We start from the raw sequence: 20662 nt of genomic DNA on the forward strand, positions 1-20662 counted from the left end.
GCATGCGCACATGGGCATGAGCGTGACCATCTCAGCGGCGGACGCGACGCAGGACGCGGAGAGCATCCTGAAGCTCCAGTACCTCTGCTACCAGCGCGAGGCCGAGATCTACCAGGACTGGTCGATCGAGCCGCTGACCCAGACGCTCGACGCCCTGCGCGCCGAACTCGCCGAGGGCCGCGCCTTCGTCGCCCGGCTCGGCGACGAGATCGTCGCCTCCGTGCGCGGCCGGCTCGACGAGGACGGCACCGTGCGCATCGCCAAGCTGATCGTCCACCCCCGCATGCAGCGCCACGGCATCGGCGGCCGGCTGCTCGACGCCATCGAGCGCCACTACGCGACGGCGGCCGAGCCCGCCCCGGCCGCCAAGCGCTTCCAGCTCTTCACCGGCCACCGCAGCGAGGGCAACCTGCGGCTCTACCGCAGCAAGGGGTACGCCCAGGTCGCCACCGAGCAGGTCGGACCCCGGCTCACCCTCGTCACCCTGGAGAAGGCCGCTTAGGGCCTGTCCGGCGGATCATGGCCGGGTCCGCGACGTCCCCGGAGCTTCGCCTTGGGGGGTGCCCCCGGCGGAGCCCGGGGGAGTGTCCCCGGCACGGCACCTCGCCGCGCGGCCGAAGCGTCCCCTCGGCCCTGTGGAGGCCCCGTGCTCGGCCTTGGCGGCCTAGGCGGGCCTGGGGGGTCTGGGGGAGCCCATGCGCCGGAACCACCGCGGCCTGCCCCGCCTCGATCCGCCGGACAGGCCCTACGCGGCCGCCGTCTCCGCGGCGCGCGCCCTGCGCAGCCACCAGATGCCGCTCAGCGGCAGCAGCACCGGGATGAAGACGTAGCCGTAGCCGTAGTCCGACCAGACCGTCGCGTCCGGGAAGGCGGACGGCTCCAGCAGCGTCCAGGTGCCGACCACCAGCACGCCCGCGAGCTCGGCGGCGCAGCACACCAGCGCCGCCCTGCGGGCCGTCTCGCCGCCCCGCACCAGCGTGTACGTGATGAAGGCGTACACCACCGCGGCCACCGCCGACAGGCCGTACGCCAGCGGCGCCCGGTCGAACTCGGTGGCGATCTGGTAGATCGAGCGGGACACCGCGCCCACCGACATCACGCCGTACAGCCAGACGAGCAGCACGCCCGGGCCCTTCACCAGCCGGCCCGGCCGCCCGGTGCCCGGGGCCCCGGTCTCCGTCTCGGTCGCGGTCATGATCAGCCCACCGTCCAGATGTCGTAGAGACGCACCTCGAGCACCGCGAGCACGACCGCGCCCGCCGCCACCGTCGTCGAGCCCCACTTGCTGCGCTCGGTCAGCGACAGCAGACCGGCCGCCGGCACCGCGCACAGCGCGCCCAGCAGATAGGCGACGAAGATCGTCGTGCCCTCCTCCGCCTTCTCGCCGCGCACCAGCTGCACGATGCCGACCACCAGCTGCACCAGGGCGAGGAAGGTCACCACGGCCATGCCGATGAAGTGCCAGTCCTTGGTGGGCTGGTTCCGATAGGCGGCGAAGCCGCACCAGGCGGCGAGCGCGAGCGCGGCCGCCGAGACCGCGACCGTCAGGGCGTCAAGCATGCGCCCGAGGGTATTACGGCCCGAACGCCCCGATGCGCCCGGCCCCCGCACCGTGGGCTTGGCCACACCCCGGCCCCTCCGTCCCCCCGGCGACGGGCGCTCCGGGACCGCTCCCCGCCCAGGCCACGCCCGGGGGAGCGGGACCCGGGGCGGCCCCCGGTGCCGGTCCGCTCCGTCCGCCTGGCGTCTCAGCACTGTCCGGTATGCGGACAGCTTCGTTTCGTTCGCACGTTTGCATGCTTTACTTGCAGCCATGACCACGACGAGCAGCCGCACCCTTGCGACCGAGGCGAACCAGACGCCCGGTGCTCGTTGTATGTGTCGAATGTGCGCCAACTGAGGGCCCCCGTACGAGACTCGCGCCCCGAAGCGAGCCCGACGGCCGAGCCGATCCGCCGCCCCCCGGCAGCGGACCGAGCCCGCCCCGCGCACGCGCTGCATCCCGGCCACCGCCGCGACCAGCCGCCCTGCGCCTGACTGTCCCGAAAGACGAATGCCCGTGCACGGCGGACCCAGCGCCGCGCACTCGACAGTGACGGAAATCCTGTGATCACCACTTCGGGCCTGACCAAGGTCTACGAGTCGCGAGGCCGCCAGGTCACCGCTCTGGACGGCGTCGACCTCCACGTTCGCGAAGGCGAGGTCTTCGGCGTGATCGGCCAGAGCGGCGCCGGCAAGTCCTCGCTCATCCGCTGCGTCAACCTCCTGGAGCGCCCCACCTCCGGCACCGTGACCGTCGACGGCGTCGACCTCACCGCCCTCGCCGGAAAGGGCCGCCGCGCCGGCAAGGAACTGCGCCGCGCCCGCAGCAGCATCGGCATGGTCTTCCAGCACTTCAACCTGCTGTCCTCGCGCACCGTCAAGGACAACATCGAGCTCCCCCTGGAGATCCTCGGCGTCTCCGGCGCCGAACGCTCCCGCCGCGCCCTGGAACTCCTCGACCTCGTCGGCCTCGCCGACAAGGCCAAGGCCTACCCGGGGCAGCTCTCCGGCGGCCAGAAGCAGCGCGTCGGCATCGCCCGCGCCCTAGCCGGCCGGCCCAAGGTGCTGCTCTCCGACGAGGCCACCAGCGCCCTCGACCCGGAGACCACCCGCTCCATCCTCCAGCTGCTGCGCGACCTCAACCAGCAGCTCGGCCTCACCGTCCTCCTCATCACCCACGAGATGGACGTCGTCAAGACCATCTGCGACTCGGCCGCCCTCATGCAGAAGGGCCGCGTCGTCGAGTCCGGCACCGTCGGCGAGCTCCTCGCCACCCCCGGCTCCCAGCTCGCCGCCGAACTCTTCCCGGTCAGCGGCGCCGCCACCGGCCCGGGCCGCACCGTCGTGGACGTCACCTTCCACGGCGAGACCACCGGCCAGCCCGTGATCTCCCAGCTCTCCCGTACGTACAACATCGACATCTCGATCCTCGGCGCCGCCATGGACACCGTCGGCGGACGCCAGATCGGCCGCATGCGGATCGAACTCCCCGGCGCCTACGAGGAGAACGTCGTCCCGGTCGGCTTCCTGCGCGAGCAGGGCCTCCAGGTCGAGATCGTCGAACCGCAGGACACCGCTCCGGCCGCCCCGGCCGCCGCCGAGCCCGTCCTGGTGAAGGAAGGTGCCAAGTGACCTGGTCCGAGATGCAGCCGCTGCTGGAGCAGGGCACCGTCGACACCCTCTACATGGTCCTGTGGGCCACCGTCGTCACCATCGTCGGCGGCCTCCCGCTCGGCATCCTCCTCGTCCTCACCGACAAGGGCGGACTGCTGCAGAACCGCCCGGTGAACAAGATCGTCGGCGCGATCGTGAACGTGGGCCGCTCGCTCCCGTTCATCATCCTGCTGATCGCCCTGATCCCCTTCACCACCTTCGTCGTCGGCACCTTCATCGGCCCCACCGCGATGATCGTGCCGCTCGCCATCGGCGCCATCCCGTTCTTCGCGCGGCTCGTCGAGACCGCGATCCGCGAGGTCGACCACGGGCTCGTCGAAGCCGTCCAGTCCATGGGCGGCGGCATCCCCACCATCGTCCGCAAGGTCCTGCTCCCGCAGGCCCTGCCCTCCCTGGTCTCCGCCGTCACGACCACCGTCATCGTGCTCATCGGCTACTCCGCCATGGCCGGCGCGGTCGGCGGCGAAGGACTCGGCTCCAAGGCCATCACCTACGGATACCAGCGCTTCGACACCACCTTCATGCTGGTCACCGTCGTCGTCCTGGTCGTGATCGTCACCGTCGTCCAGCTCATCGGCGACGGCGTCGTCCGCCTCCTCGCCCGCCGCGGCCGCACCGCGTAAGGCCCACCCCAGACTTCGCAACCCGAAGAACAGCCCGGACTTGTTGTCCAGGCGAAGCAACCGCTCCACCGGAAAGAGGCACTCTTCGTGCGCAAGAACATCAAGCTCACCGCCGGCATCGCCGCCACCGCCGCCCTCGCCCTCGGCCTCACCGCCTGCGGCACCTCCTCCGACCCGTCCTCCACCAAGGACGCGGCCGGCTCCGCCGACAAGCCGCTCGTCGTCGCCGCGTCCCCGACGCCGCACGCCGACATCCTGAACTTCGTCAAGGACAAGCTCGCCGCGAAGGAGGGCCTCAAGCTGGAGGTGAAGGAGTTCACGGACTACGTCCTGCCGAACACCGCCACCGAGTCCGGCCAGGTCGACGCCAACTTCTTCCAGCACAAGCCGTACCTCGACGACTTCAACAAGAAGAACAACACCCACATCGTGCCCGTGGTGAACGTGCACCTGGAGCCGCTCGGCCTCTACTCCAAGAAGGTCAAGACGGTCAAGGACATCAAGGCCGGCCAGACCGTCGCCGTCCCCAACGACACCACCAACGAGGGCCGCGCGCTCCACCTGCTCGCCGACAACGGCCTCATCACCCTCAAGGCGGGCGTCGGCACCGACGCCAAGCTCTCCGACATCACCGACAAGAAGGGCCTGGAGTTCAAGGAGCTGGAGGCCGCCACCGTGCCCCGCGCCCTGAACGACGTCGACGCCGCCGTCATCAACGGCAACTACGCCATCGAGGCCAAGCTCTCCCCGGCGAACGACTCGCTCGTCCTGGAGAAGGCGGAGGGCAACCCCTACGCCAACTTCCTCGCCGTCAAGGCCGGCAACGAGAACGACGCCCGCGTGCAGAAGCTCGTCAAGCTGCTCAACTCCCCCGAGGTGAAGAAGTACATCGAGGACACCTACAAGGGCTCCGTCGTCCCGGCCTTCGGCACCCCCGCCAAGTAAGGCCCGCGGCACGGCCCTTGGCGCCGTCCCCGTCCCGAAGGCCCCGCCCGCCCCCCACCGGCGCGCGGGGCCTTCGGGTTCACCCCGCGCATGCGCGTGACCACCGCATGCTGCATGCTGTGCGTTCACGGTCTTCACGTATGGAGCTGCGCATGACTACGACCTTCCCGTCCATCTCCATCAGCACGGACCGGTTGGTGCTGCGCTCCTTCGAAGAGGCCGACATCCCCGCCTTCGTGGAGATGATGAACGACGAACTCGTCGTCGCCTGGACCTCCGTCCCGCACCCCTACACCCGGCACGACGCCGAGGACTGGGTGCGCAGGATCGCTCCTGCGGAACGCACCGAGGGCCGCGGCATCGTCTTCGCCGTCACCGAGTTCCTCACCCAGCGCCTCGTCGGCATCGTCCACCTCCACAGCACCAACTGGCGCACCCGCGCCACCGAGGTCGCCTACGTCACCGCCCCCTGGGCCCGCGGCGAGGGCTACGCCACCGAATCCGTCCTCGCCGTCGCCCAGTGGCTCTTCGGCGACCGCGGCTTCGAACGCCTCGAACTGCGCACCGCCGCCGACAACACCGCCTCCCAGCAGGTCGCCCAGAAGATCGGCTGCATCAGCGAGGGCGTCCTGCGCAACGCCTGGATAGCGCGCAGCCAGACCGAGACCGGCGCCTGGACCGACGTGCGCACCGACCTCATCGTGTGGAGCCTCCTCCCCGAGGACCTCGACGGCGTCGCCGACCAGATGGCCGAGGCCGGACTCTCCACCTACGCCGACTGGAGCTGACCGCCCCCGCCGGGCCCTCGCCAGGCCCCCGCCCCCGGTAGGCTCGACCCGCCCCGACCTGCACACACTCCAGGGAGACAGACACAGATGGCCGACCGGGTCACGGTGATCGGCTGGGACGGCTCGCCCCTCACCGCGGCGGCCCGGTCCGCGCTCGCGGCCGCCACCCTGGTGGCCGGCGCCGCCCACCACCTCGCCCTGCCCGAGGTCCCCGCCGGCGCCGAACGCATCCGCCTCGGCAGCCTCGACCTCGCCGCCCGCCGGATCGCCGGGCACCGCGGCACCGCCGTCGTCCTCGCCGACGGCGACCCCGGCTTCTTCGGTGTCGTCCGCACCCTGCGCGCCCCCGAACACGGCCTGGAGGTCGAGGTCGTGCCCGCCGTCTCCAGCGTCGCCGCCGCCTTCGCCCGGGCCGGCATGCCCTGGGACGACGCCCGGATCACCGTAGCCCACCAGCGCACCCTGCGCCGCGCCGTCAACGTCTGCCGCGCCCACCCCAAGGTCGCCGTGCTCACCTCGCCCGGTGCCGGACCCGCCGAACTCGCCCTGCTCCTCGACGGCGTCCACCGCACCTTCGTCATCTGCGAGGAACTCGGCACCGACCGCGAACAGGTCACCGTCGTCACCTCCGACAAGGCCGCCGACCACGCCTGGCGCGACCCCAACGTCGTCCTCGTCATCGGCGGCACCGGCGCCGGCCCCACCGGCGGCTGGCTCATGGGCCACGACACCCCCGCCGTCCGCGGCTGGGCCCTGCCCGCCGCCGACACCGGCGGCCGCACCGGCCAGGACCCCACCCTGCGCGCCGCCCAGCTCGCCCGGCTCGGCCCCCGCGAGGGCGACCTCGTCTGGGACATCGGCTGCGCCGACGGGGCCTTCGCCGTCGACGCCGCCCGCTTCGGCGCCGCCGTCATCGCCGTCGACACCGACCCCGCCGCCTGCGCCCGCACCGAGTCCGAGGCCCGCGCCGCCGGCCGCCTGATCCAGACCGTCACCGGCCGCGCCCCGCACGTCCTGGAGAGCCTGCCCGAACCCGATGTCGTACGCATCGGGGCCGGGGGAGTGCCGGTCGTCACCGCCTGCACCGACCGCAGGCCCGAACGGATCGTCACCCACGCCGCCACCCGCGACGAGGCCGAGGCGATCGGCGCCGCCCTTGCCGACGGCGGCTACGCGGTCGAGTGCGCGTTGCTGCAGACCGTGGGCCTCGACCCGGCCGAATGGACCGAGCGCGGGCGCTCCGTGGTCTTCCTGCTGTCCGGCGACCGGACGGATGCTCCCCGTGATCGCGGGGGCCATCGGGGGAGGTAGGCTGGCCGATTGTGGTACCGCACCCGGGCGTTCGGCGTGTTGTTCGTCAATGTCCCGGACCGGGGGCCTTTTTGCCCCTGACAGGGTGCGGGACGACGGGGGGACGGCGCGACGTGGCGCAGTCCACAGCCAAGGGTGGCGGATCCGCCTGCCAGGATGGTCGAAGGCCGCGACAATGCAGGGGTGTCGGCGCGCGCTTCGTGCCGCCCGGCACGCGAGCTCGTTCTTGTCGACGGGCGAAGGTCTGAAGGAGCACAACCGATGGGCGAGGGGTACGCAGCATGACGGACACCGGCCAGGTCCCGGCCGAGGGGCTGCCGGAGAACGCAGGCACGGGCGAGCAGCCGGGCATCCCCGCCCCGGGCGCCTACCCGTACCTGGACCCCTCCGAGAACGCACCCGAGGACGACGACGTCCTGCTGATGCCGGGCGCCCAGGGCGCGTGGAGCGAGCAGCAGCCGGGCGCCGTGCCCGCGCCGCCGGTCACCGTGCCCGCCCCCGCGCCGGTCGTCGACCCGCTGACCGCCCCCATCGAGCAGGTCACCGCCACCCCGCCGCAGGGCGTGCCGGTGCCCTCGCAGGCCACCCCGGCGCACGGCGTGCCGCACGAGCCGGTCGTCACCGGCCACGGTTACGAGCCCGGCATCCTCGACACCGGCGCCCACGAGGCCGCCGGCCGCGATTCGGGCTCCGTCGACCTCGGCGGCGTCCGGATGCCCGCCCCGGCCCCCGCGCAGGCCCCGCAGCCGGCCCGCCGCCCGCTGCACATGGGCCCGCCGATGCCGGACGCCACCGGCGGCGTGGTCCGCTCGCTCGCCGACCGCGGCCCGGCCGCGCCCGCGCCGCAGCCGGCACCCGTCGCCGCCACGGCACCCGCGCCGATGCCGGTCCGCACGCCGGGCCCGCCGACCACCGGCCCCGAGTACCTGGACGTCCCGCCGCAGGACCAGCAGATGGCCCCGCAGGGCGCCGTGCCGTGGCCCGCGCAGCCCCAGGAGCCGCAGCCGGAGGCCCCCGCCGCCGCAGAAACGGTCGTCCCGCCGGCCGTCCAGTTCGTCCCGGTCGAGGGCTCCGTCCCGACCGCCCCGCACCTGGCCCCGACCCCGGCCCCGGAGCCGGTCCTGCCGGTCCAGGAGCCGCAGCCGGAGCAGACGGCCGTCGCCGAGCCCGTGGCCGAGGCCGAGGCCGTCGTGGCCGAGCCGCCGGCCGCCGAGGCGCCGGCGGCCGAAGCGCCCGTCGCGGAGCCGGTCGCGGAGCAGGCCGTCGAGCCGTCCGTGGAGCAGGTCGCGGAGCCGGCCGTCCAGGAGGCCCCGGTCCCCGCGCCGCGCGAGGCCGAGCCGGAGCAGCAGCCGGAGGTCCCGGCCGCGGTCGAGGCCGCCGCCGAGCCCGTGCCGGCCGAGGCGCCGGTCGCGGAGCCCGTCCCCGCCGAGCCGCAGCCGGCCGAGCCGGTTCAGGCCGAGCCGCTGGTGGCCGAGGCCCCCGCAGCCGTCGAGGAGCCCCAGCCCGTCGCCGAGGCGCCGGTGGCCGCCGCCCCCGAGGAGGCCCCGGCCCCCGCCCCGGCCCAGGCCCCCGTCGAGGTCGCGGCCGAGGAGATCCCGGTCGTCGCCGAGGAGACCCCCGAGGAGCCGGAGGCCGAGGTCGCGGCCGAGGTCGCCGCCGAGGCCGTCACCCCGGTGGAGACGCCGGCGGAGACCCCGGCCGAGGCGGCCGCGGAAGCTCCCGTGGAGCCCGCGCTTCCGGCCGAGGCCGAGGCCCCCGCCGAGACCGCGACCCCCGCCGACGTTCCCGCTGAGGCCCCCGTCGAGACCGTCGCGGAGCCCGCTCCCGCGGCCGAGGCCGACGCCCAGGCCGAGCCCGCGGCGGAGCCCGCCGGCGAGCGCGCCCCCGGCTACGACGAGGCCGAACGCGAGGCCGTGCTCCGCGTGATGCGCGAGCGCCGCGACATCCGCAACGGCTTCCGCCCCGACCCGATCCCGCACGAGGTCCTGCTCCGCGTGCTCGAAGCGGCTCACACGGCGCCGTCCGTCGGCCACTCGCAGCCCTGGGACTTCGTCGTCATCCGCAGCGCCGAGACCCGCCGCACCATGCACGAGCTGGCCCAGGCCCAGCGCGAGGCGTACGCGAAGTCGCTGCCCAAGGGCCGGGCGAAGCAGTTCAAGGAACTGAAGATCGAGGCCATCCTCGACACCCCGGTCAACATCGTCGTCACCGCCGACCCGACCCGCGGCGGCCGGCACACCCTCGGCCGCTACACGCAGCCGCAGATGGCCCCGTACTCCTCGGCCCTCGCCGTCGAGAACCTCTGGCTCGCCGCCCGCGCCGAGGGCCTCGGCGTCGGCTGGGTCAGCTTCTTCGACGAGCGCGAGATGGTCCGCGCCCTCGGCCTGCCCGAGCACCTCGAAGTCGTCGCGTACCTCTGCGTGGGCTACGTCGACGAGTTCCCCGAGGAGCCCGAGCTGATGCAGGCGGGCTGGTCCAAGCGCCGCCCGCTGTCCTGGGTGGTCCACGAGGAGACGTACGGCCGCCGCGCGCTGCCCGGCGAGGAGCCGCACGACCTGCTCCAGGAGACCGTCGCCAACATCCGCCCGCTGGACGCCAAGGCGCTCGGCGAGGCCTGGGAGCGCCAGAAGCGCATGACGAAGCCCGCCGGGGCGCTCGGCATGCTGGAGATCATCTCCGCGCAGCTCTGCGGCCTCTCCCGGGTCTGCCCGCCGCCGATCCCCGAGCCGGCCGCCGTCGCGATCTTCGCCGGCGACCACGGGGTGCACGCCCAGGGCGTCACCGCCTGGCCCCAGGAGGTGACCGGCCAGATGGTCGCCAACTTCCTCGGCGGCGGCGCGGTCTGCAACGCCTTCGCCAACCAGGTCGGCGCCGAGGTCTGCGTCATCGACGTGGGCGTGGCCTCGGACCTCCCCTCCACCCCCGGCCTGCTGCCCCGCAAGGTGCGCCCGGGCACGGCCGACTTCACCATCACCCAGGCCACGACCCGCGAAGAGGCGATCGCGGCGATCGAGGTGGGCATCGAGACCGCCCGCGACCTGGTGGCCGCCGGCAACAAGGCGCTGCTCACCGGCGAGATGGGCATCGCGAACACCACCGCGTCCGCCGCGCTGATCTCGGTCTACACCGGTGTGGACCCGACCGAGGTCACGGGCCGGGGCACGGGCATCAACGACGAGATGCACGCCCGCAAGGTGGACGTGGTCCGCCGGGCGCTCGACCTGCACAAGCCGGACCCGGCGGACCCGATCGGCGTCCTCGCCGCGCTCGGCGGCCTGGAGCACGCGGCGCTGGTCGGCCTGATCCTGGGCGCGGCCTCGCTCCGCACCCCGGTCATCCTGGACGGCGTCTCCACCGGCGCGGCCGCACTGGTCGCCCGGGCCATCGCGCCCGAGTCCCTCGCCGCCTGCATCGCGGGTCACCGCAGCGCCGAGCCCGGCCACGTCGCCGCGCTCAACAAGCTGGGCCTGCGCCCCCTGGTCGACCTGGACCTCCGCCTCGGCGAGGGCACCGGCGCCCTGCTCGCCCTCCCGGTGGTGCAGAGCGCGGCGCGCGCGATGCACGAGGTGGCGACGTTCGACTCGGCGGGCGTCACGGAGAAGTAGGACCCGCACCCGCACGCCCCCCACCGCCCACCGACGGGAGTGGGGGTCGTGCAGGGCCCCGCGTTCGGGACGAGCAGCGTGATGTGTGGCGCGGAACAAGGACGTTCGGTGTGCGCCCGACCCGACCGCGCCGTCCATCATGCAGTCCCGGACACGGGGAACGGAACGTCCCCCAGGGCACCCGCCCCCCGACGCGAGGGACATCTGTCACAGCGAGAAACCCGCAGGTCACCGATATCGTGAGGTGCGCACAGCACCGCCCCTCCAGAGGAGCCGCCCGCACCATGGCCGACACCGCCGACCACGCCGAGCACCCCGCCTACCCCGTCGGCCTGCGCCTCGCCGGCCGCCGCGTCGTCGTGTTCGGCGGCGGCCAGGTCGCCCAGCGCCGGCTGCCCGCGCTGATCGCCGCCGGCGCCCGGGTCACCCTGATCTCGCCCTCCGCGACCCCCTCCGTGGACGCGATGGCCGAGACCGGCGAGATCACCTGGGTCCGGCGCCGCTACCAGGAGGGCGACCTCGCCGACGCCTGGTACGCCCTGGTCGCCACCACCGACCCGGTGGCGAACGCCGCGATCTCCGCCGAGGCCGAGCGCACCAGGACCTGGTGCGTCCGCTCCGACGACGCCGAGGCGGCCACCGCCTGGACCCCGGCGACCGGCCACAGCGAGGGCGTCACCGTCGCGGTGCTCACCGGCCGCGACCCGCGCCGCTCGGCCGCCGTCCGGGACGCCATCGTCGAGAACCTGCGCGACGGCTCCCTCGCCGCGCCCGCCCGCCGGGCCCGCGCGCCCTTCGTGGCGCTGGTCGGCGGCGGCCCCGGAGACCCGGACCTGATCACGGTCCGCGGCCGCCGGCTGCTCGCCGAGGCGGACGTGGTGATCGCGGACCGGCTCGGTCCGCGCGACCTGCTCAGCGAACTGCCCCCGCACGTCGAGGTGATCGACGCGGCGAAGATCCCGTACGGCCGGTTCATGGCCCAGGAGGCCATCAACAACGCGCTGATCGAGCACGCCAAGCAGGGCAAGTCGGTGGTCCGCCTGAAGGGCGGCGACCCGTTCGTCTTCGGCCGTGGCATGGAGGAGGCCCAGGCGCTGGCCGCCGAGGGCATCGCCTGCACGGTGGTCCCGGGCATCTCCAGCTCGATCTCGGTGCCCGGCGCCGCCGGCATCCCGGTCACCCACCGGGGCGTGGCGCACGAGTTCACCGTGGTCAGCGGCCACGTGGCGCCGGACGACCCGCGCTCGCTGGTCGACTGGGCCTCGCTCGCGAAGCTCACCGGAACCCTGGTGATCCTCATGGGCGTCGACAAGATCGGCAAGATCGCGGAGGCGCTGATGGCGAACGGCAAGGCGCCCGACACCCCGCTGGCCCTGATCCAGGAGGGCACCACGGCCACCCAGCGCCGGGTGGACGCCACGCTGGCCACGGTCGCCGAGACCGTCACGGCCGAGGACGTGCGGCCGCCGGCCGTCATCGTGATCGGTGACGTGGTCCACGAGTCCCCGGAGAAGAGCCCCACGGCCAGGCCCACCCACTGACGCCGGACGTCACCCCCCGCACGCATTGGCACCACCCACCGGACAAGGCAGTATCACCCCGTGGCCGAACTCATCACGATCGACGACCCCGACGACCCGCGCCTGCGCGACTACACCGGACTCACCGACGTCGAGCTGCGGCGCAGACGCGAGCCGGCCGAGGGGCTGTTCATCGCCGAGGGCGAGAAGGTGATCCGCCGGGCCAGGCAGGCGGGGTACGAGATGCGGTCGATGCTGCTCTCCGCCAAGTGGGTCGACGTGATGCGGGACGTCATCGACGAGGTCCCCGCGCCGGTGTACGCGGTGCAGCCGGACCTCGCGGAACGGGTGACGGGCTATCACGTGCACCGCGGCGCGCTGGCCTCCATGCAGCGCAAGCCGCTGCCGTCCGCGGCGGAGCTGCTGACGACGGCCCGCCGGGTCGCGGTCATGGAGTCGGTCAACGACCACACCAACATCGGCGCGATCTTCCGCAGCGCCGCCGCGCTCGGCATGGACGCGGTGCTGCTGTCCCCGGACTGCGCGGACCCGCTCTACCGCCGGTCGGTGAAGGTCTCCATGGGTGCGGTCTTCTCCGTCCCGTACGCGCGCCTCGACACGTGGCCGCGCGGCCTGGAGGCGGTCCGGGAGGCGGGCTTCAAGCTGCTCGCGCTGACCCCGGCCGACAAGGCGACCTCGATCGACGAGGCGGCCCCGCACAGGCTGGACCGGGTGGCCCTGATGCTCGGCGCCGAGGGCGAGGGCCTGTCGACCCAGGCACTGCGCGCCGCCGACGAGTGGGTGCGCATCCCGATGGCCCACGGCGTGGACTCCCTGAACGTCGGCGCCGCCGCCGCGGTCGCCTTCTACGCGGTGACGAGCGGCCGCCCCCAGACCTGACAGCCGCCGCCCTACCGCCGGTCACCGCCGGACAGGGCCCGGGGGACCTCCCGGGGCCTACCCCTGGAGCGCCTGCGCCGCCGCGATGCCCAGGGCCACCACCAGCGTGACCACGACGAAGACGAACAGCCGCTGACGCAGCAGCCGGGGGTTCGCCGGGCGGCGCCCGGTGGAGGTGCCGCGGGCGCCCGGGCGGGTGCCCGGCCGAGTCCCGGGCCGGGACTGGCCGTTCCGCGCGCCGGAGCCCGAGCCCGCTCCCGTACGGGACGAGGACGGCCGGGCGCCCGAGGGACGCGCTCCGGCGGCACGAACGGCGGCGGGACGGCCCTGGCCGCCGGTGGGCCGGTCGGTGGCCGGACGCTCGCCGCCCGGCTCGCCGCCCCGGTCGAGGGACCGCTCGGTGGTGCGCTCGGTGTAGCGCTCCGTGGGCCGGACGGGGCTGCATTCCTCGGCCCGCTCCCGCTGGGCCGGCGGCCGGCCGGCCGCCGGCAGGCCCTGCGCCTCCCGGGCGGCGATCTCCTTGAGCCGCATGGACAGCTGGAGCGTGCTGGGCCGCTCCTCCGGGTCCTTGGCGAGACAGGCCCGCACCAGCGGCGCGAGCGCGTCCGGCACGCCGTGCAGCTGCGGCTCCTCGTGCACCACCCGGTAGAGCATCACCTCGGAGCTGCCGTGCCCGAAGGGGGAGTCGCCCATCGCCGCGTACGCCAGGGTCGCGCCCAGCGAGAAGACGTCGGTGGCGGCGGTCACGGGCGCGCCCCTGACCTGCTCGGGCGCGAGGAAGCCGGGGGAGCCCACGGCGGTGCCGACGTGGGTGAGGGTGCTGGCGCCGGTCGCCCAGGCGATGCCGAAGTCGATGATCCGGGGGCCCTTGGGCGAGAGCAGGATGTTGGACGGCTTGAGGTCCCGGTGCACCACCCCGGCCTCGTGCACGGCCACCAGGCCCTCGGACAGCGCCGCGCCGATCGAGGCCACGTCGGCGGCCCGCAGCGGGCCCTCCTCGGCGACCCGGTCGTGCAGCGACGGGCCGGGCACGTACTGGGTGGCGAACCAGGGGCGCTCGGCCTCCAGGTCGGCGGCGACCAGCCGGGCCGTGCAGCCGCCGCGGATCCGCCGGGCCGCGGACACCTCGCGCGCGAACCGGGAGCGGAACTCCTGGTCCTCGGCCAGGTCGGGGCGGATCACCTTGAGCGCCACCCGCTGGCCCCGCCGGTCCGAACCGAGGTACACGACCCCCATCCCGCCGGCGCCCAGCCGGCGGTGCAGCCGGAACGACCCGACGATCCGCGGGTCCTCGCGCCGGAGCCGCATCATCGCCATGTCCGTCCCCTCGTCCGTTCGACGTGGCACAGCTTACGTACCCCTGCCCCGGCCCGCTCACAGGCCGCGCCCTCCGGGCCGGGTCGATTGTCAGTGCTGAGGGGGACACTTGAGGCGGGGTCAGCCGGTTTCCCTGCCAACACTCCCTCATATCAAGGGTGTTGGGCTTCGGGCGCGGCGACACCCCGGCCGGTCCCGCCAAACGTGGCCCGGGTCACACCGGGCCCGCGCACCCGTCCGGAGGCACCCGGAGGAGGCGCGCCGGGCCGCCCCCTCCGGGAAGTCCCCCAGTCCGGGGCGCCCGTCTCCACCCAGGGGAGTACGCCGTCCGGAGGCCCGTCATCCTCCGGGAGGCCCGCAAGTAGGTACGCGGGCATGACGCCCGGGGCCCGCCCGCTCCCTAGATTGGATGTCGAGCGGCGGGTGCAGCACTCGTCCCCCGAGGTCACCGCACCCGCCGCGTCCGACACGACAGGAGAGGAACCATGGCGTACCCGGCCCCGCGGATGAACACCCGCCCTTCGAGCCGCCGTCACCCGCTGGTGGCGACCGCCATGGTCCTCCCTCTCGCGGCCCTGCTCGTGGTCGTCTTCGGCGGCTGGGACGCGGTGGTCACTCAGGCGTCGTCCGTGGGCGTGATGCTGGGGCGCTGAACGGCGCCCCGGACCCGGGAGAGCGGCCCGGGTCGGGGACATCCGGCCAACAGCCCCGTGGGGACGGGGGTGCGGCGGACGGCAGCGTGTGGCCGGTCAGCTGGGGAGCTGACCGGCCCTCGCGCTTTCCGGGCCCCGCGCCCGCCCTCGCCCCCCCCTGTCGCTCACCTTCCTCGCCCGGCCCCGTCACCCCGGTTCCGCGTAGGCTCCACGCCGTGGACGACACCGCCCTGCTCCAGCTGCACGCCCTCGCCCGCGCCGCCGCGCACCCCGGCGAGGCCGCCGCGCCGTGCCCCTGCCGGTCGGGCCTGCTCGCCGACCGGGCCGACGGCACCGTCGTACGGCACGGGCGGCTCGTCCTCAAGGCGCACGGCCCCGACGGCGACCCGGCCGCGCTGCGCGCGCGGATCTCGGTGGCCGCGCTCCCGGCCCTCGCCGAGGTCCTGCTGCCGCCGCTGCCCGGCCCCCGAGCCGCCGACACCGAGCGGCCGCTGAGCCTGTGGCCGTACGGCAGCCCCGTGGACCCCGAGGACCCCGGCGCCGCCCCCTGGGAGGCGGCCGGACGGCTGCTCGCGCGCCTGCACCGCGTCCCGGTCCCGCCCGGCACCCCGCCGATGCGCGCTCCCGTGAAGGCCGCCCTCGCCGTCGAGCGGATGCGCCGCGCCGCGCCCGGCCACCCCGCGACCCCGGTGGTGCTGCGCGCCTGGTCCCGCGTCCCCGAGCCGGTGCCGGGCGCCGTGCCGCCGGCCCTGTGCCACGGTGACTTCCACCTCGGGCAGCTCGTACGGCTCGGGGAGCCGGGCCCGGCGGCCCGCTGGCGGCTCATCGACGTGGACGACCTGGGGACCGGCGACCCGGCCTGGGACCTGGCCCGGCCCGCGGCCTGGTTCGCCGCCGGACTGCTCGCCCCGGAGATCTGGACCCGCTTCCTGTCCGCGTACGAGACGGCCGGCGGCCCCGCCACCCGCGGCCCCGGCCCCGATTCCGGCGCGGCCGATCCCTGGGCCCGGCTCGACGTCCCGGCCCGCGCGCTCACCGTGCAGACGGCGGCGCTGGCCGTCGCCAAGTCCACCGCCGAGGGGCGCCCGCTGGACGAGGTGGAGCACGTGATGATCGACACCTGCGCCCGAATCGGTTCGCTCCGAACCGAGTTGGCCCCGCCGGCGTCCCCGTATGGTGAGAGCACCATCCGAACGGCAGGGAGTTGAGTCCGCATGCAGTGTCCCAAGTGCCACGCGGCCATGCACACGTACAACCGCAACGGCGTCCAGATCGAGCAGTGCAGCGGCTGCCGCGGCATCTTCCTGGACTACGGCGAGCTGGAGGCCCTGACCCGCCTGGAGTCCCAGTGGGTCCAGCAGGCCCCGCCGCCGCCCGCGCCGCCGGCCTACCCGGCGCAGCCCGCCGCCCCGGCCTGGGGCGCCCCGCACCACGGCGGGCACCACGGGCACCACGGCCACCGCGGCTTCGGCCGGATGCTCTTCTCCTCCTGAGCCCGGCGGGCCCGAGCCGCGCGGTCGGATCCCCGAGGGACCCGGCCCACGCGGCTCCGCCCTCTCGCGGGCAGCACGACGAAGCCCCCGGTCGCCTGGGCGGCCGGGGGCTTCGTGACTGGTGCGCGATACTGGGATTGAACCAGTGACCTCTTCCGTGTCAGGGAAGCGCTCTCCCGCTGAGCTAATCGCGCGGGACGACCCGAAGGTCAGGGACCCGAGGGTCCAGTGCGCGATACTGGGATTGAACCAGTGACCTCTTCCGTGTCAGGGAAGCGCTCTCCCGCTGAGCTAATCGCGCGGGGGATCCGAAGATCCGGGACCCGAAGGTCCAGTGGACGATACTGGGATTGAACCAGTGACCTCTTCCGTGTCAGGGAAGCGCTCTCCCGCTGAGCTAATCGTCCTTGGAGGTGGAGACGGGATTTGAACCCGTGTAGACGGCTTTGCAGGCCGTTGCCTCGCCTCTCGGCCACTCCACCAGGAGTGATTCGGGGGTTCGGGAAGATCCCCCACATCGAGCGGACGACGAGATTCGAACTCGCGACCCTCACCTTGGCAAGGTGATGCTCTACCAACTGAGCCACGTCCGCTTGTCGTTTCCGTTTCGCTTGCGCGTCCCGGCGACGTGTTGAACTCTAGCGGATTCCTGGGCCAGTACAAAAACGCGTTTCCGCAGCGTGCTGACCTGCGCCCCCGCGAGGGGCTCCGGGAGCGTTCGTACGGCGTTCACTCCCCGTGTCCCCGGAGTGGCTCCCGGGCACCCCCGGCCGCCCCGCCCGGCACGCCCGCCCCGGTGGCCCCGCCCGCCCCTGGGGCGCCGTCCGGCACCCCCGGCCGCTTCCCCCGCACCGACCTAGACTCGCCCTGTGCACCCCCTCGCTCCTCTGGCCCGCTTCGGCGGCCTCCTCGCCACCGACCTCCGGGACGTCACCCACGACCCCGAGGCCCTGGACTCCTCCGGTTTCTGGGCGGTCGTCGCGGACTTCGAGGGCCGGCTGACCTGCGCGCGCTTCGGCGACGTGCGGCCCGATCCCGTCCCCGCGCCCGTCCCGGGCGCCTGGCGCGGACCGGCGGCCGGCGACTGGACGTCCTCGCTCGACCGCGCCGCGTACACCGCGGGCGTGCGCCGCGTGCGCGCACACATCGCGCGCGGCGAGGTCTACCAGGCGAACCTCTGCCGCGTGCTCTCCGCTCCGCTGCCCGACCCCGACGGCGCCGACGTGGACGCGCTCACCGCGCTCCTCGCGCGCGGGAACCCCGCTCCTTACGCCGGTACGGTCCGGCTGCCCGCGCACGGCGTGGAGATCGCCACCGCCTCGCCCGAGCTCTATCTGCGCCGCTCCGGCCCCGTCGTCGAGTCCGGCCCCATCAAGGGCACCGGCCGGACCGCCGACGATCTCCTGGAGAAGGACCACGCCGAGAACGTGATGATCGTGGACCTGGTCCGCAACGACCTCGGCCGGGTCTGCGCCACCGGCTCCGTCACCGTGCCCGAGCTGTGCGCCGTGGAGCAGCACCCCGGCCTGGTCCACCTGGTGTCCACCGTCCGCGGCGAGCTGCGCGAGGGCGCCGGCTGGCGCGAGCTGCTCGGCGCGACCTTCCCGCCCGGCTCGGTGACCGGCGCCCCCAAGTCCAGCGCCCTGCGGATCATCGAGGCCCTGGAGACCGTCCCCCGCGGCCCCTACTGCGGCGGCATCGGCTGGGTCGACGCCGACCGGCGCACCGCCGAGCTGGCCGTCGGCATCCGCACCTTCTGGATCGACCGCGCCGAGGGCGTGCTCCGCTTCGGCACCGGCGCCGGCATCACCTGGGGCTCCGACCCCGAGCGCGAGTGGGCCGAGACCGAACTCAAGGCCGCCCGCCTGGTCGCGATAGCGTCGGGCGCGTACGAGGCGACTGGAAAGGCCATATCCCGATGAAACTGTGGGTCAACGGCGCGCTGCACGACGTCGAGAGCGCGCGCGTCTCGGTCCTCGACCACGGGCTGACCGTCGGCGACGGCATCTTCGAGACGGTCAAGGCCGAGCGCGGCGAAACGTTTGCGCTCACCCTCCACCTGGAGCGGCTGACCCGCTCGGCCCGCGGTCTCGGCCTGCCCGACCCGGACCTCGACGAGGTGCGCCGGGCGGTCACCGCCGTGCTGGAGGCCAACCCGATGGAGCTCGGCCGGCTGCGCATCACCTACACCGGCGGGCTCTCCCCGCTGGGCTCCGAGCGCGGCGACGCCGGCCCCGGCCTGGTCGTCGCCCTCGGCGAGACCCATCGCCGCCCGGACAGCACCGCCGTGATCACGGTCCCCTGGACCCGCAACGAGCGCGGCGCCCTGACCGGCCTGAAGACCACCTCGTACGCCGAGAACGTCGTCGCGCTGGCCCGCGCGCACGAGCGGGGCGGCTCCGAGGCGCTCTTCGCCAACACCGTGGGGCAGCTGTGCGAGGGCACCGGCTCCAACGTCTTCGTCGTGGTCGACGGGCGGATCCTGACCCCGCCGGTGTCCTCCGGCTGCCTCGCCGGCATCACCCGCGCCCTCACCGTGGAGTGGACCGGCGCGGAGGAGACCGACCTCCCGCTGGACGTCCTGGAGAGCGCCGACGAGATCTTCCTGACCTCGACCCTGCGCGACGTCCAGGCCGTGCACCGGGTGGACGACCGCGAGCTCGCCGGGGTGCCCGGACCGGTCACCGCCAAGGCGATGCGGATCTTCGAGGAGCGGGCCGCCCGGGACCGGGACCCGCGACTGGTCTGAAAACCGGATGACGGCCGGGGGAGCGGTGGGTAGAACACCACTGATGACCACCACCCTGCGGCCGTCCGAGCCGCTCCAGCAGTCCGCCGACGGCGGCCGTTCGCGCACCTACGACATCTGCGTGAACAGCCGTCCGGTCGGCTCCGTCCGCCTGGCCACGGACCCGGCCTTCGGGCCGGCCTCAGGCATCGTCGAGGGGCTCCGGGTCGACGAACCGGACCGCGGGCGCGGCCGGGGCACGGTGGCGGCCCTCGCCGCCGAGGAGGTGCTGCGCTCCTGGGGCTGCGTCGAGGTGCAGATCTCGGTCCCCGCCGAGGCCACGGCCGCGCTGCGGATCGCCGGCTCGCTGGGCTACACCGAACGCAGCCGGAACATGCTCAAGGAACTGCCGGACGAGCCGCCGGAGCTGCCGGCGGGCTTCGCCCACCGGCCCGCCACGGAGGAGGAGTTCGCCGCCTGGTCGGCCCGCTCCATGGCGCGCTTCGCGCAGAGCTGGGTCGAGCGCGGGGTGCCGGAGGAGCTGGCACGGGCGAAGGCGGAGGACGGCCGCCGCCGCTTCCTGCCGCAGGGCCTGGCCACGCCGGGCGTCACGGTGGCGGTCTCGACCCGGGACGGCGAGGTGACCGGCTATCTGTGGACCGGCGGCATGCAGCCGGCCGCGGGACCCCGGCAGTCCTTCGTGTTCGAGGTCGAGGTCGAGGAGGGGCAGCGTGGCCGGGGTTACGGGCGCGGGCTGATGCTGCTGGCCGAGCGCGTGGCGCTGGCGGCCGGGGAGCGCCTGCTCGGACTGCACGTCTTCACGGGCAACACCCCGGCGGTGCGGCTGTACGAGTCGCTGGGCTACCGCACGACCCACGTCAACAGCTACAAGGAGCTCCGCTAGCGGCGCTCTCGGGGGCCGGGCGCCTCAGGCGCCCAGGAGGCGGTCGGCGATCTCCGTGACGCGCTCGCGCAGGCTCTCCTGGCTCTGGCCGCCGTCGAGGCGTTCGCCGCCGATGACGTACGTGGGGGTGCCGGTGACCTTGATCGCCTTCCCCTCGGCCTCGTCGGCGTCGACGGTCAGCAGGTGCCGGCCGTCGATCAGCGCGGTGTCGAACTCCTCGGCGTCCAGGCCGAGTTCGGCCGCCACCTCGATGAGGACCGGCTCGCCGCGGTCGGCGAGCTCGGCGGTCCGGGCGAGCAGGGCCTCGGTGTACGGCCAGCCCCGGCCCTGGGCGAAGGCCTCCTCGGCGGCCTGGGCGGCGGCGTACGCGTGCTTGTGCTTGGGCAGCGGGAAGTGGCGCAGCTGCACGTCGAGGCGGTCGCCGTACGCGGCGCGCAGGGCGCGGACGTCGTCGAGGGCCTTGAAGCAGTCGGGGCACTGCAGGTCGAACCAGGCCTCCAGGACGACCGGGGAGGCGGGGGTGGTGGACTCACTCATGGGAAGAGTCTCCCATCCGGTCCTCCCTGGGGGACGACCCGGAGATCTCCCTGATCCCGGTCCGGGGGCATGGCCCGCGGGGCGGGTGCGGTGCAGGATGGAAGGGACGTATCACCCGGACC

19 protein-coding genes and 5 tRNA genes are annotated in these 20662 nt (G+C 74.3%); 15 read left to right on the top strand and 9 right to left on the bottom strand.

Going from position 1 to position 20662, the window contains the following annotated elements:
• Positions 1-10 precede the first annotated feature (10 nt).
• Complete coding sequence (locus ACIGW2_RS21885; protein ID WP_391653821.1) at positions 11-502, top strand: GNAT family N-acetyltransferase; 492 nt, start codon at positions 11-13, stop codon at positions 500-502.
• Positions 503-745: 243 nt separating this feature from the next.
• Here the strand turns inward: ACIGW2_RS21885 and ACIGW2_RS21890 are convergent, their stop codons facing one another.
• Positions 746-1195 carry a hypothetical protein gene (locus ACIGW2_RS21890; RefSeq protein WP_391653820.1) on the bottom strand — a complete coding sequence of 150 codons (450 nt, stop codon included), beginning with the start codon at positions 1193-1195 and terminating at the stop codon, positions 746-748.
• A 2-nt stretch (positions 1196-1197) separates the two neighbouring features.
• Positions 1198-1560 carry a hypothetical protein gene (locus tag ACIGW2_RS21895; RefSeq protein ID WP_356069623.1) on the bottom strand — a complete coding sequence of 121 codons (363 nt, stop codon included), beginning with the start codon at positions 1558-1560 and terminating at the stop codon, positions 1198-1200.
• Between the two features lie 546 nt (positions 1561-2106).
• On the opposite strand from ACIGW2_RS21895, the gene ACIGW2_RS21900 reads away from it, so the two are divergent.
• The 8 genes from ACIGW2_RS21900 (at position 2107) to ACIGW2_RS21935 (ending at position 12908) form a co-directional block, all read left to right on the top strand.
• On the top strand, positions 2107-3174 hold the full coding sequence (locus ACIGW2_RS21900; protein WP_356069626.1) for an ATP-binding cassette domain-containing protein: 1068 nt from the start codon (positions 2107-2109) through the stop codon (positions 3172-3174).
• Positions 3171-3839, top strand: a complete 669-nt coding sequence (locus tag ACIGW2_RS21905; protein WP_361580037.1) for a methionine ABC transporter permease — start codon at positions 3171-3173, stop codon at positions 3837-3839. Before ACIGW2_RS21900 ends, ACIGW2_RS21905 begins: the two co-directional genes overlap by 4 nt.
• 87 nt (positions 3840-3926) lie before the next feature.
• Entirely contained in the window at positions 3927-4784 is an 858-nt protein-coding gene (locus tag ACIGW2_RS21910) for a MetQ/NlpA family ABC transporter substrate-binding protein (protein ID WP_361580035.1), read from the top strand.
• Positions 4785-4924: 140 nt separating this feature from the next.
• The gene (locus ACIGW2_RS21915) at positions 4925-5572 is read left to right on the top strand and encodes a GNAT family N-acetyltransferase (RefSeq protein WP_361580033.1); all 648 of its coding nucleotides are present in this window, start codon (positions 4925-4927) and stop codon (positions 5570-5572) included.
• A gap of 87 nt (positions 5573-5659) precedes the next feature.
• A complete protein-coding gene (gene cbiE, locus ACIGW2_RS21920) occupies positions 5660-6883 on the top strand; it encodes a precorrin-6y C5,15-methyltransferase (decarboxylating) subunit CbiE (RefSeq protein WP_399845214.1) in 1224 nt (407 codons plus the stop codon).
• A gap of 281 nt (positions 6884-7164) precedes the next feature.
• A complete protein-coding gene (cobT, locus tag ACIGW2_RS21925) occupies positions 7165-10488 on the top strand; it encodes a nicotinate-nucleotide--dimethylbenzimidazole phosphoribosyltransferase (protein WP_399845217.1) in 3324 nt (1107 codons plus the stop codon).
• A gap of 284 nt (positions 10489-10772) precedes the next feature.
• A complete protein-coding gene (cobA, locus tag ACIGW2_RS21930) occupies positions 10773-12029 on the top strand; it encodes a uroporphyrinogen-III C-methyltransferase (protein ID WP_361580027.1) in 1257 nt (418 codons plus the stop codon).
• A 60-nt stretch (positions 12030-12089) separates the two neighbouring features.
• A complete protein-coding gene (locus ACIGW2_RS21935; RefSeq protein WP_391653816.1) occupies positions 12090-12908 on the top strand; it encodes a TrmH family RNA methyltransferase in 819 nt (272 codons plus the stop codon).
• 57 nt (positions 12909-12965) lie between these two features.
• Here the strand turns inward: ACIGW2_RS21935 and ACIGW2_RS21940 are convergent, their stop codons facing one another.
• On the bottom strand, positions 12966-14225 hold the full coding sequence (locus ACIGW2_RS21940) for a protein kinase (RefSeq protein ID WP_399845220.1): 1260 nt from the start codon (positions 14223-14225) through the stop codon (positions 12966-12968).
• Between the two features lie 485 nt (positions 14226-14710).
• Here ACIGW2_RS21940 and ACIGW2_RS21945 point away from each other — a divergent pair, with 485 nt between their 5' ends.
• The 3 genes from ACIGW2_RS21945 (at position 14711) to ACIGW2_RS21955 (ending at position 16371) form a co-directional block, all read left to right on the top strand.
• On the top strand, positions 14711-14878 hold the full coding sequence (locus tag ACIGW2_RS21945) for a hypothetical protein (protein ID WP_361580021.1): 168 nt from the start codon (positions 14711-14713) through the stop codon (positions 14876-14878).
• 215 nt (positions 14879-15093) lie between these two features.
• On the top strand, positions 15094-16086 hold the full coding sequence (locus ACIGW2_RS21950) for a phosphotransferase family protein (protein ID WP_399845222.1): 993 nt from the start codon (positions 15094-15096) through the stop codon (positions 16084-16086).
• Between the two features lie 6 nt (positions 16087-16092).
• Positions 16093-16371, top strand: a complete 279-nt coding sequence (locus ACIGW2_RS21955; RefSeq protein ID WP_356072552.1) for a zf-TFIIB domain-containing protein — start codon at positions 16093-16095, stop codon at positions 16369-16371.
• Positions 16372-16490: 119 nt separating this feature from the next.
• Here the strand turns inward: ACIGW2_RS21955 and ACIGW2_RS21960 are convergent.
• From ACIGW2_RS21960 to ACIGW2_RS21980, 5 genes are all read right to left on the bottom strand, one after another.
• Positions 16491-16565, bottom strand: a tRNA-Val gene (locus tag ACIGW2_RS21960).
• A 35-nt stretch (positions 16566-16600) separates the two neighbouring features.
• Positions 16601-16672 (bottom strand) — tRNA-Val (locus ACIGW2_RS21965).
• A gap of 34 nt (positions 16673-16706) precedes the next feature.
• Positions 16707-16778, bottom strand: a tRNA-Val gene (locus tag ACIGW2_RS21970).
• A gap of 1 nt (position 16779) precedes the next feature.
• Positions 16780-16853, bottom strand: a tRNA-Cys gene (locus ACIGW2_RS21975).
• Positions 16854-16891: 38 nt separating this feature from the next.
• Positions 16892-16964 (bottom strand) — tRNA-Gly (locus ACIGW2_RS21980).
• A gap of 276 nt (positions 16965-17240) precedes the next feature.
• Here ACIGW2_RS21980 and ACIGW2_RS21985 point away from each other — a divergent pair.
• Genes ACIGW2_RS21985 through ACIGW2_RS21995 form a run of 3 tightly spaced genes read left to right on the top strand, consistent with a single transcriptional unit; the run spans position 17241 to position 20003 of the window.
• Positions 17241-18293, top strand: a complete 1053-nt coding sequence (locus tag ACIGW2_RS21985; RefSeq protein ID WP_356072550.1) for a chorismate-binding protein — start codon at positions 17241-17243, stop codon at positions 18291-18293.
• Complete coding sequence (locus ACIGW2_RS21990) at positions 18290-19120, top strand: aminotransferase class IV (protein ID WP_391653811.1); 831 nt, start codon at positions 18290-18292, stop codon at positions 19118-19120. The genes ACIGW2_RS21985 and ACIGW2_RS21990 overlap by 4 nt, the downstream gene beginning before the upstream one ends.
• 43 nt (positions 19121-19163) lie before the next feature.
• Positions 19164-20003, top strand: coding sequence for a GNAT family N-acetyltransferase (locus tag ACIGW2_RS21995; RefSeq protein WP_391653809.1), 840 nt, complete (start codon positions 19164-19166; stop codon positions 20001-20003).
• A gap of 24 nt (positions 20004-20027) precedes the next feature.
• Here the strand turns inward: ACIGW2_RS21995 and ACIGW2_RS22000 are convergent, their stop codons facing one another.
• Positions 20028-20540: a DsbA family protein gene (locus ACIGW2_RS22000; RefSeq protein WP_399845225.1), complete on the bottom strand. Its 513-nt coding sequence runs from the start codon at positions 20538-20540 to the stop codon at positions 20028-20030.
• Positions 20541-20662 lie beyond the last annotated feature (122 nt).

It is taken from the genome of Streptomyces sp. NPDC053541, from assembly GCF_044544705.1.
In the GTDB taxonomy this organism is placed as follows: domain Bacteria; phylum Actinomycetota; class Actinomycetes; order Streptomycetales; family Streptomycetaceae; genus Streptomyces.